The organism is Cupriavidus sp. 01L46 (genome assembly GCF_056399905.1).
In genome coordinates, this window is the sequence record NZ_JBFTSF010000532.1 from 1 (window position 1) to 2,191 (window position 2,191).

The window sequence follows — 2,191 nt, forward strand, 5'->3', positions numbered from 1 at the left end:
AGGCACCGAAGCGCCGCGTCAGCCCCTCGGCCTCGATGGCGGGTTTGTCGCCATCCGGCGGGCGKGGCGGGATCACCAGCCCCGTGGCATCGCCGCGCCGGGCCGCCGGCAGCAGCGAAATATAGGCCTGCTCCAGGTCGCCGGTGCCCGCGCGCGCCAGCACATCGGCGGTAGGGTCGCACACCAGCACCTTGCCCGCATCCATGGCCACCAGATGCTCGAAGCGCTGCGCCTCCTCGATATACGCGGTGGCGACGATCACCGTCATATTGCTGTGCTCGGCGCGCAGATCCTCCACCAGGGTCCAGAACTGGCGCCGCGACAGCGGGTCCACGCCCGTGGTGGGCTCGTCGAGAATCAGCAGGTCCGGGTTGTGGACCAGCGCGCAGCACAGGCCGAGCTTCTGCTTCATGCCGCCCGAGAGCTTGCCCGCCGGACGGTCGGGGAAGGGCGCCAGCCCGGTGGCGGCCAGCAGGCGCTCGATGCGCTGGCGCCGCTCGGCGCCGCCCAGGCCAAACAGCCGGGCAAAGAAGTCCACGTTCTCGTAGACCGACAGCGTCGGGTACAGGTTGYGTCCCAGCCCCTGCGGCATGAACGCCACGCGCGGCAACAGCGCCTCGCGCGCCTGCCGGTCGCGCAAGTCCGCGCCCAGCACGGCGGCATGGCCCTGCTGGATACGCTTGACCCCGGCAATCACGCCGAGCAGCGTCGATTTACCGACGCCATCGGGGCCGATCAGGCCGATGGTGGCATTGCCGGGCAGCGTGAGCGACACATTGTCCAGCGCCACGCTGGTGCCGTAGCGGTGCGACAAGCCATCGATCCGGATGGCCGTGGCACCGTTGGGGTGCGGGCTTGGCATGGCGTCAGGCCGGCTGCCGGGGCAGCGTCAGCGCAGCGGGCCAGGACTGCCTGGCATCCAGGCGCACGAAGCCATCGCCCGTCATGCCGGCTTTCAGTTTGGCCGCGTAACGCTGGGCAACCTCGGGCGCCAGCTGCAGCTTGACGCGATACATCAGCTTGGCGCGCTCGGCATCGGTCTCGACATACTTGGGGGTGAACTGGGCCTCGCTGGCCACAAAGCTGACACGGGCCGGGATCGGTTCGTCCTTCATTGCGTCCAGCACGATGCGCGCCTCGTCGCCAATAGCCAGCTTGCCGGCAGCACCCGCGGGCAGGAACACCGTGAAATACATATCGGCCAGGTTCAGCAGCGACACCACGCGGCCGCCCGCCGGCAGCACCGTGCCGACCTCGATCACGCGATACTCCACACGCCCGGCCACCGGCGCGCGGATGGTTGCCTCATCCAGCAGGATCTTCAGGCGGGCAATCTGGGCATCGGCCTCTGCGATCGCTGCGTTGGCCTCGCCAAGCGCCGCGCGCGCGCCGGTCACGCCCGCGCTCTCGCCATCCAGGCCAAGCTGCCGGCGATCGCGCTCCACGGAAGAAATCTGGCGGTCCTGGTAGAGCTTGACCGCCTCGGTCAACTCCAGCCGCGCCAGCCGCTGGCGGCTCGCGCGCCCCTCGATCTCCGCCTGCGCGCGCGACGCCGCCTGCACGGCACGCTCGCGGGCTGCAGTGGCAAGGCTGAGTTGAGTCAATAATTCGGCGTCATCCTGTCGGGCCACCACGGCGCCCGCAGCCAGGGCATCGCCCTCGCGAACCGGCAGATCGATGACGCGGCCCGGATACTTCACCGCCACGTCAAGGCGGCCGATCTCCATGCGCCCGTTGCTGTGGACCACATCAGCCGGCCACGGATCGCGCTGGCTGCCAAGCCACCACGCGGCAGCGCCAATGGCGCCGGCAACGAACAATACCGCTATACCCCAGCTTGGTTTGAGTTTCATCGGCTACCTGTGCACCTGTGCGCTGAATGATGGAATGCCGCCGGGCGCTCCAGGGGTTTCAGGGTGTCGGGCAAAGGGGAGGGGAGACGACAAAGACAGACCTTGATCCGCGGGGCGACGGCGTAGGTTCGAATGCTATCCGGCGAGGTGGGGTGCGAACTTGATCTAGCGCAAGTTGGTGCCGAAGGGGTAATGCCGTTCAGTTAAGGTCCCTATTGAGGAAGCGAACGGCATAGCGTGAAGGGCGGGACTTGACGACCCGGTCGCATGAGCGACCGGGTCGTTTCACATTGGGCAGCGACTTTAGGCGCTCGCGTAGGCGCTGCAGGCAGGCGGGC

The 2,191-nt window shown here is 68.2% G+C and carries 2 protein-coding genes and 1 pseudogene; all 3 read right to left on the minus strand.

What is annotated here, in order from left to right; genetic code table 11:
- On the minus strand, positions 1 to 862 hold an 862-nt coding region (locus AC1DS3_RS37970), incomplete at its 3' end, for an ATP-binding cassette domain-containing protein (RefSeq protein ID WP_477129284.1).
- 4 nt (positions 863 to 866) lie between these two features.
- A complete protein-coding gene (locus AC1DS3_RS37975) occupies positions 867 to 1,853 on the minus strand; it encodes an HlyD family secretion protein (RefSeq protein ID WP_441632073.1) in 987 nt (328 codons plus the stop codon).
- A 199-nt stretch (positions 1,854 to 2,052) separates the two neighbouring features.
- Positions 2,053 to 2,191 (minus strand): annotated as a pseudogene (locus AC1DS3_RS37980) (IS4 family transposase); the annotation flags it as partial.

What these genes read in the sequence shown, in the direction of transcription:
- AC1DS3_RS37975 (WP_441632073.1), bottom strand. Translation starts at nt 1,853, where the DNA reads ATGAAACTCAAACCAAGCTGGGGTATAGCGGTATTGTTCGTTGCCGGC.